The organism is Bacillus cereus group sp. BfR-BA-01524 (assembly GCF_022662595.1).
GTDB classification, from domain to species: domain Bacteria; phylum Bacillota; class Bacilli; order Bacillales; family Bacillaceae_G; genus Bacillus_A; species Bacillus_A thuringiensis_S.
The window spans coordinates 1-7,803 of sequence record NZ_JAKUDW010000158.1 but is presented as its reverse complement, the minus strand read 5'-3'; the positions used below and the strand labels follow the sequence as shown (position 1 = coordinate 7,803).

Below are 7,803 nucleotides of genomic sequence, written 5' to 3'. Positions count from 1 at the left end.
ATTGAATTTAATAGTGTTGATTCGAAGAAATTAGAAGACATATTTATAAATAATTTAACTAAACTTCAAAGAAGGCGGATTGTAGGTTGTAGTCCTGCTGAGGTAATATTAGAAATGAAGCAATCTATTAGTATGCAAACTATCAATGACGTTAATATTATAGGTTGGTTCAATATTATTAATAAAAATGTTGAAATAAAGATATCTAAACTAAAAAAAATAAAAATTGAGAATTGGTATTACAAGAATAACCCTGAAGAGATTAGAGATAAATACATTTATGATTTATTAAAATCATTTTCCGAACAAGAAGAGATGGAGAAAGAGTATTTAGTTTTTTTAAACAAGGAATATTCTTCTATGTATTATTTGTGGTCTAAATATTTTGTGAATGAGAAAGATATAATTAATAGGTTAATTAAATATATGCGCCTTGATGAATTTGAAATGTATAAAATTACAGGTCTTGTTTATCAGACGTTTATAGATCAATCTATTTCAGAAATAGTAAAAATGTTTAATGAAATTGTTAAAATTAACAATGAAAGCTTTGGTTTAAATTCGTTAAATATTATTAAACAATGTTTTGATAAAATAAATAGAGTTGTAGAGTATAATGATAATCAAAAAAATCAAGAACTTAATAAAGTTATTAAGGGTATCATGGAATCTAATGATTGTAGTACAGTTACTATTTTTAAAGAATCAACAGAAGATATCAAACTGGATTTAGATTCGGAAAATTATTTTAAAACACACCTTTTACAAATTTTAAATGGTGATATTCTTAATAGTGAAGAGATTGCTAAATATTTAAATAGCATTTATGAAACGATTACAGAAGATGGTACAAAATTATTTTCACCACATCTAAAAACAAATCACATTATTTTTCTAAATGAATTTTTAAATGGTAATGATAAATTGAAAATAGAAAAGTTACAAAAAAGAAGTAATATAGCTGTGTACTATTTTAAGGGCATCTAAATTAAATAACTTTGTTATTTACGATCAGGGGATTCAAACAAAACATATTTGTTTGAATTAAGAGATAATTGTAGATAGAGGTTTAACGTAGTATGGTTCTTTTATTTCCCTAAGAAATGTAAAATTAAAAATGGTAAGGTATACACAGATATTTGGAGGGATGTATACAGTTTATTAAAGAATCTTGTAGTCTATAATCTTTTTGGTAGCCTTATTTTATTATTTTTAGTTATAATTGATAGGTTTAAAGAAATAACTGGTATATTGTAAAGTACAAGGTGGTCAATAATCTGTTTTTATGTACAGTTGTTGATAAAATATATATTCACAGAAATTTTCCATTGCATTGTGTATTCGTGACTAGTAGAGGGTAGGTACTAGGGTGTATATGGCACTGTCTATAGCATGTTAAAACAGCAGGATTTCGTGAAACTTAACAAGACAAGGCCCACCCACGGGGTACGGAGCCTGAATATAGGCCGGAACAGCCCTAGAATAAATTTTTTTCATTTTCTTTATCTCATCGTTTTCTGACAATCCAATAATATAAAAGGCGTCTGCTTTTTCAATCCCTCCCGAAAATAATGTAAATCACATTATTTTCGGGAGGGAATTTTTTATGTCTAAAATCAAAAAAGAGGATCACATGAGTTCAATTTTCTACATAAATAGAGAAGGGGAAGTTTTAATGAAAAGTTTGTACAAAATGTAACTTAGGATATTCATTAGAAGGGTTTTCCCAAAAGAAGATAGGGTTCGCTGTTTTGTATTGAGAATTAGGCAGAGATTAAACTATTCATTAAACGATATTGTAATGATATTGAAGAGAATTTGATAACAATATGTATAGAAGAACCGCATTTATCATATGGAAGTTTAGAGCATTTATATGGTATACATCATCCTGAAAGGGTAAAGCGAATACTTGATTTTGTGAAGAGGGAGTTATGAAGAGTCATATAATTTTTTGTTGGATTTAGTATGGCAATAGTACGTATTTCGTATTTTATATTGAAAGACTACGAGAAAATTATGGGGTTTAATTGTATAAAAATAATAAGCAGTTATTTTTAATAAATGAATAATGTTCTGTTGTATAATATTAAGCAAGTAGAAATATGAATAGGGGGATGAGATTTATGGGAATGGAAAGTTTACAGCTATGCTTAACGGTAGAAGGAGAAGTTACTCTTCAGGAAATTGAGGAGATTCTTGCTGAATTAGGATTTGAACGCAGATTTAATAATCTTCATTGGTATAAATGGTTTGACAAGAACCAATCTACAATGGGATGCGATTTTTCTATTGATAGTAAAGAGTCTGTCATTATTAACGGCCATAAGGTAAGGAAGTTCTATTTTAAATCAATTACCTATCCGGGGCGTAGTTATATGGATTTAGAAATGCAAAATAATGTTATTAGTAGAATGCAGCAAAAATTTGGTGGGGAATTATTTGATGAAAACGGTGTTTCGAGTAGTTTTATAGAAAATACGTTACCGCAATTAACTAGTACTGAAATTGCCTGTGAAATAGAATTTGGAAGGTTTTTAAGTAATGTAGGTAGATTTAATAGACTTATCGAAGAAGTAGATGAAGAACTTTTGGAAGGTTATCAGTCAGCTACAGAACCCGGTATGAAAGACTTTTTCACTTCTTCTTTGTCTAGTAATGAATCTCTTTTAAGGAACAATACATTACTTCCGTTTGCTGTAGCTACTTTAGAAGATTTTTTAAAAAATTTATTAGCGAAAAATTTAGAAACAAATGAAACTGCTAGAGATATAATTTTTCAAAATGATAGGAAGATTAAGTATTCTGAGATAAAAGAAATAATATCAGGGGAAAAATCACTAATAGATATGGAGATGAATTTTTATAATTTCCAAAACCTAGAATCTGCAAATGGTGCGTATAAGAAATTTTTGGATTTTGATATGTTTAAAGAAGTTTTAAACAAAAAACACAGGTCAGAAAATGAGGAAGTTACAGTGCTAAGTGTTTTAAGTGAATTGATTGCTATCAGACACAACGTTATACATGAAGCGAAGTTGGATTATACACTAGGTAAAAAGAAAATGAAACAGTATTACGCATTTCTTCTTCTTTTTGGAGGAGAGTTGATGGAAAAGCTTAGAGGGAAATTAGGATTAAGAGATGCTACTAAAGAATTGAATGTTGAGGTAATTAAACAATAGCTAGTCCATTCGAGTATGGTAGGTTAAAGGAATATATCAAATTTTGTTGACGTCGTTTTCTGTTGATGTATAATGACACTATATAGTGAAATATAACCAATGAATAGTAATTTGAAAAGCCAATAAAGGACGTAAAAATTAACGTTTTTATTGGACGAAAAGAAAACATTAGAAACTTCTACATATCAACGCTTAAACTTTCGGTTATACAGTATCAATGTCAAAAGCAAAACCTACGAATTCTGAGTTCATCACATTGGTTGCAGATAAGCTGAGACTTGAATATAAAGTTTCGTAAATGTTGATATAACAGTATCTTTGATTATTTAGCGGTAATGTAAAGTTACCAACAAACTTCTTTTCATACCAACAAGTAATGTTAATGCATTTTAATAAACATCGTCTTTTATTGGTTTGTAAATCAAACCAATAAAAGACGGTGTTTTTGTTTTGACTGAATTTGAATCACAGCTAGATAATTTTATGTTGTATTGTTCAAGTAAAAACTTATCGACTAAAACGCTGAAAAGATATGACCAGACTCTATATTTATTTTTAATGTACATAAGGGAGACGTATCAAGTGGAGGAAGCTTGCTAGTAGAAGAGCGTTCTCGAATGATTACTGATCCATACGAAAATAAATTCATTGAGACAGTATCAGAAAATGCTTTTCGAGATTCATTAAACAATAATAATGAATTATTCTTTCTTAATGAACATAATTTAGATTCTCAATTAGCATCTACTCAAGAAGAAACGCTTGAAGTACGAACTCTTTCTGATGGGAGCTAACACTTTAAAGCTGAAGTTGATAGAGAGACTCATAATAAAGTTAAAAAATCTAAAATAATGATAGAGCAGCAAGATTCAGATTTTAGTCTAGTTATCCAATCTCTACACAGTTATGGCAAACAGGGTAACACCAATCTGTATGTAGAGGTCGAATCTGTGGCAGATAATTATACTGAATTAGAATCAACTGTAGTGGTGACGCCAGAACAAATAAAAATAACTGAAACAGAGAAGGAACAAGTTATTAGAAGTTGAATAGGTCAATCAACGTTTAAGAAGACATTATTGGAAATTGAAAAGAAATGTAGGTTATGTGGTGTTTCTGATGAACGTTTTCTAGTAGCAAGTCATATCAAACCTTGGGGTCAATCGAATCATCAACAGCGGTTAGATTCTATTAATGGTTTGTTACTTTGTTTAAATCATGAGGCCTTATTTGACAAGGGATATATTAGTTTTGATGAGAATGGAATAATATTGATTTCGAATAGTTTAGATGAAGAGACAACGGTTTTTCTAAATACAAATGAATCTATGAATATTACTTTGAGTGAGCGGAAACAGAAATATATAAAGTGGTATCAGGTAAATATTCACAATTATTTTGAAAGATAATAAATATCCAAAAAGGATTGATGGAAATGAAAGAGGTTCAATTTCAAGAAATATTAATTTCAAATCCAGATTTAATTGAAGAGGGATGTATCTTTTTAGAAAGTGAAGTTAATTTAAGCGGAAAACGGTGTGACCTGCTATTTTTGGATAAAAACAATAGAAAACTCTATGTTGAAGTTAAATTGAAGGTAAATGATAGTGCTGTAGGGCAATTGATTCGATACAATGGACTTGTAAATAACCCAGATGCCCGATTCATGTTGGTCGGATTGACTTTTGTAGGAGGACTCAAAGAAGGGCTTGAAAAACATGGTTACGAATACAAGGAAATTATTCTAGACGAAGTTAAAGAAAACATTACTATACATAAGTGGAAAGTTCCGAGAAATAAGTCTAAGTTTGAGAATATTGACCAATTAATTCAAAACTTTAGTTTAAGGGAACAGCAAATTGCTAAAGAAATTTTTGATTATGCATACAGTCTAGAAGATGTGTATTATTATCTATCTGACGGTATTATGATAAGACGAGCAACAAGACGTTATAAATTTTTATCAATTACAACAAAAGGACATAGAGTATTGTTCCACGTACCTACTAAAATGAGAGACTCTATTTTTGAAAAATATAGGGGTAAGATAAGGATTTGCATTCCTGTTGACCCAAGGGACAAAAATCAGATTGATATAGAGTTGAGAGACATTCCTTCTTTGGATTGCGTTAAGGATTTGATTAATTGTGCCTATCAAGAACGTGAATAATGGTAGAGTTTAATGAATTTGATTACTTTCTTGAAATTTAAGAACGTATATAACTTGTTTTAATAAAGATATAAAGGTGTAACCCAATTATCGCAAGCAACTACTGAGTTGATGATTTGAATTCAATATGTCCATGGTAAGCAGGAAAAAGACTTCATGTAGGTGCATCATATTAAATCATTAATTAGAGTGTTGGAATTTTATAATAATTAATTAAGATTTGAATGATAAACATTACTGAACTTTTGATTAACATTATATAGCAGTGGAAGGTAGGAAACTAATGGAACAAGATTGTGTAGTTAATACAGAAGAACAAGAAACGTCACAAACTCTAAGAGAGCAACAGAATCGTGAGAATGCAGTAGGGGAGAAATCTCTATTTGGGAAGGATTTGATATTACAAATAAGTATTACAATCCTAGGTACAATTCTTGGAGTTATGTTTACTTATTTTGGTACAAAGCTTTATGATGACGCACAGGATAAAGAAAAGCTAATAAGTCAATTAAAGTCTTCTATCAGTATTAATAACATGACAATGAAAACGATAGATGCGAGGATGGAAAGTGCTAAACAATATATTGATGAAAACTCCAAAAACTCGTATGGTGATGACGTATTGGTAGAAGATTTTTCAATATATGAACCAATAAGTTACTTTGACTACAGTGATTCTTTGTTCAAAGATTCAACATTATATAAAGAATTAACTGAATCAACTAGAGAGCGTTTACCAATCATTAGTGCGAATAATCGAAATTCTATTAGTTACTATGATATAAAAAAGAATGATTATTATAATTATTTAGCTTTAAAACATCTTAAGAATAGCCTCGAATGGCAAGGACAACAACTACAGTACGAATTGAATTATCAAGAAAAAAAACAAAATGATATTAATTTGTCTGAAATTAAAAGTAAATATGAGGGTGATTTTGAAAATATAGAAAATGAATGGAAAGATTACACAGAAAAGAAAAAAGAAATGCATAGAGTTACAGTGAATTAAGTCCTTATTAAAGCATAAAATATTTATTTTATAGATTTGTTTTCTGTTGGTATTGTATCTATCAATATAGTTCAAACCAAAAGACAGCAAGTCATATGAACTGACCCTATAAAGTTAGACAGATCATTTCACTAGGCAGCCTTTAGGGTATGAGTTCGATATTGTACCGGACGCATGCCTTTTAGTTTTGCATTAATTCTTTTGTGATTATAATAATCGATGTATTTTTTGCTTAAAGTGTGTTATGAATCTTTTAGGTAAAGAAATTCAGATTTCATTGTACCAAAGAAGCTTTCAATAACCACATTACCGTAACAGTTCCCTTTACGAGACATACTTTGCGTAATCTTCCGTGCCTTTAAGGCATGACGTTATTTCTTCATTGTGATAGTGCCAACCTTGATCTGAGTATATTAGGATATTGGATTTATATAGAAATTATTGAAAAGCCTTCTCTAATATCCTTGAGACAAGTGAATAGGTTGGTCTTGAATCAATTGTATAAGCAATTATCTCTCCGTTAAATAAGTCTAACATCAGTGATAAGTAGAGTTTCTCACTGCATTATATAAATTCTGTTATATCTGTAACCCATTTTTCGCTCGGCTTTTCAGCTTTGAAATTACGTTCTAAAATATTGGATGCAATCTTACCTACATTCCCTTTATAAGAAAAAAATTTTTAATACGGAACAAGCTTTTTAGGTTTAACTCTTTCATAATTCGTTGAAATTTTTTATGGTTGATTTTGTATCCCCTGTTTATTATCTCATCGCGAATGCGACGGTATCCATAACGCGCCCTTGATGTTCATCGTTTTAGTCTTCTTATGGCAATATTAATTTAATCTTACCAGATGTTCTGTCATTATAGGATTTCATTTCAAATCCAAACCTTTAATAATAACGTTCGAACTTATCAAAATTACTTGCATCTATACTTGATAGTCCACCTTCTATATGAGAAACATTTATTTTTTCAGCAGTTTCGATTAAGTATTTCATTGTAATTGAGCCATTCCCAATTCCTTTTTCAATCGCCTCTATGTCAATCATATATATATGGTTCATCTTCATATTGACGGATAGACGTTGTTATATGAGGTGTACGAAGGTATTTCCTAAAAGTAGATTCCACGTATAGTTTAATATCTAAAGTAGATTTAGAATGATACTAATGTATTTATACTACTTCGCATGTACATACTCAATTTCGCTGATAATTCTCTAGTAAAAACGACCTTAAAACGTAAGGTTTCGACGTTAAAGTCGACGTAAATGGTTTGCCTCAATACCGCGTGCACAATTCTAAAGGGCGTACGTATTACAACGGCTAGTCCGACTTATGTAACTATACGCTAGTAACCGTACGTTAGTAGACGTAGAAAAGACCGCCTATTACACAGGCGGTCGATTTTTTATTTAATAAAGTTTTATT

General features: G+C 30.0%; 7 protein-coding genes and 3 pseudogenes. 8 read left to right on the top strand and 2 right to left on the bottom strand.

Features of this window, described 5'->3' with window-relative positions; all coding sequences use genetic code 11:
* The 7 genes and pseudogenes from MR170_RS29100 to MR170_RS29070 form a co-directional block, all read left to right on the top strand.
* A partial coding sequence (locus MR170_RS29100; RefSeq protein ID WP_242310396.1) for a hypothetical protein occupies positions 1-987 on the top strand: 987 nt, incomplete at its 5' end.
* A gap of 1,139 nt (positions 988-2,126) precedes the next feature.
* Positions 2,127-3,185 (top strand): hypothetical protein, encoded by a 1,059-nt coding sequence (locus tag MR170_RS29095; RefSeq protein ID WP_242310394.1) that lies wholly within the window; start codon positions 2,127-2,129, stop codon positions 3,183-3,185.
* A 199-nt stretch (positions 3,186-3,384) separates the two neighbouring features.
* Positions 3,385-3,483, top strand: a pseudogene (locus MR170_RS29090) (sporulation transcription factor Spo0A); the annotation flags it as partial.
* Positions 3,484-3,778: 295 nt separating this feature from the next.
* Complete coding sequence (locus MR170_RS29085; protein WP_242310392.1) at positions 3,779-3,979, top strand: HK97 family phage prohead protease; 201 nt, start codon at positions 3,779-3,781, stop codon at positions 3,977-3,979.
* A gap of 285 nt (positions 3,980-4,264) precedes the next feature.
* Positions 4,265-4,594 (top strand): HNH endonuclease, encoded by a 330-nt coding sequence (locus tag MR170_RS29080; RefSeq protein ID WP_346749475.1) that lies wholly within the window; start codon positions 4,265-4,267, stop codon positions 4,592-4,594.
* A gap of 26 nt (positions 4,595-4,620) precedes the next feature.
* Entirely contained in the window at positions 4,621-5,355 is a 735-nt protein-coding gene (locus MR170_RS29075; RefSeq protein ID WP_242310390.1) for an endonuclease NucS domain-containing protein, read from the top strand.
* Positions 5,356-5,638: 283 nt separating this feature from the next.
* The gene (locus MR170_RS29070; RefSeq protein ID WP_242310388.1) at positions 5,639-6,367 is read left to right on the top strand and encodes a hypothetical protein; all 729 of its coding nucleotides are present in this window, start codon (positions 5,639-5,641) and stop codon (positions 6,365-6,367) included.
* A 131-nt stretch (positions 6,368-6,498) separates the two neighbouring features.
* Here the strand turns inward: MR170_RS29070 and MR170_RS29065 are convergent.
* Both MR170_RS29065 and MR170_RS29060 read right to left on the bottom strand, forming a co-directional pair.
* Positions 6,499-7,181, bottom strand: a pseudogene (locus MR170_RS29065) (IS3 family transposase); the annotation flags it as partial.
* Between the two features lie 81 nt (positions 7,182-7,262).
* On the bottom strand, positions 7,263-7,421 hold the full coding sequence (locus tag MR170_RS29060; protein WP_242310386.1) for a hypothetical protein: 159 nt from the start codon (positions 7,419-7,421) through the stop codon (positions 7,263-7,265).
* A 203-nt stretch (positions 7,422-7,624) separates the two neighbouring features.
* On the opposite strand from MR170_RS29060, the pseudogene MR170_RS32830 reads away from it, so the two are divergent.
* Positions 7,625-7,727: pseudogene (locus tag MR170_RS32830) on the top strand (N-acetylmuramoyl-L-alanine amidase); the annotation flags it as partial.
* Positions 7,728-7,803 lie beyond the last annotated feature (76 nt).

What these genes read in the sequence shown, in the direction of transcription:
- MR170_RS29095 (WP_242310394.1), top strand. Translation starts at nt 2,127, where the DNA reads ATGGGAATGGAAAGTTTACAGCTATGCTTAACGGTAGAAGGAGAAGTT.
- MR170_RS29075 (WP_242310390.1), top strand. Translation starts at nt 4,621, where the DNA reads ATGAAAGAGGTTCAATTTCAAGAAATATTAATTTCAAATCCAGATTTA.
- MR170_RS29070 (WP_242310388.1), top strand. Translation starts at nt 5,639, where the DNA reads ATGGAACAAGATTGTGTAGTTAATACAGAAGAACAAGAAACGTCACAA.
- MR170_RS29060 (WP_242310386.1), bottom strand. Translation starts at nt 7,421, where the DNA reads ATGATTGACATAGAGGCGATTGAAAAAGGAATTGGGAATGGCTCAATT.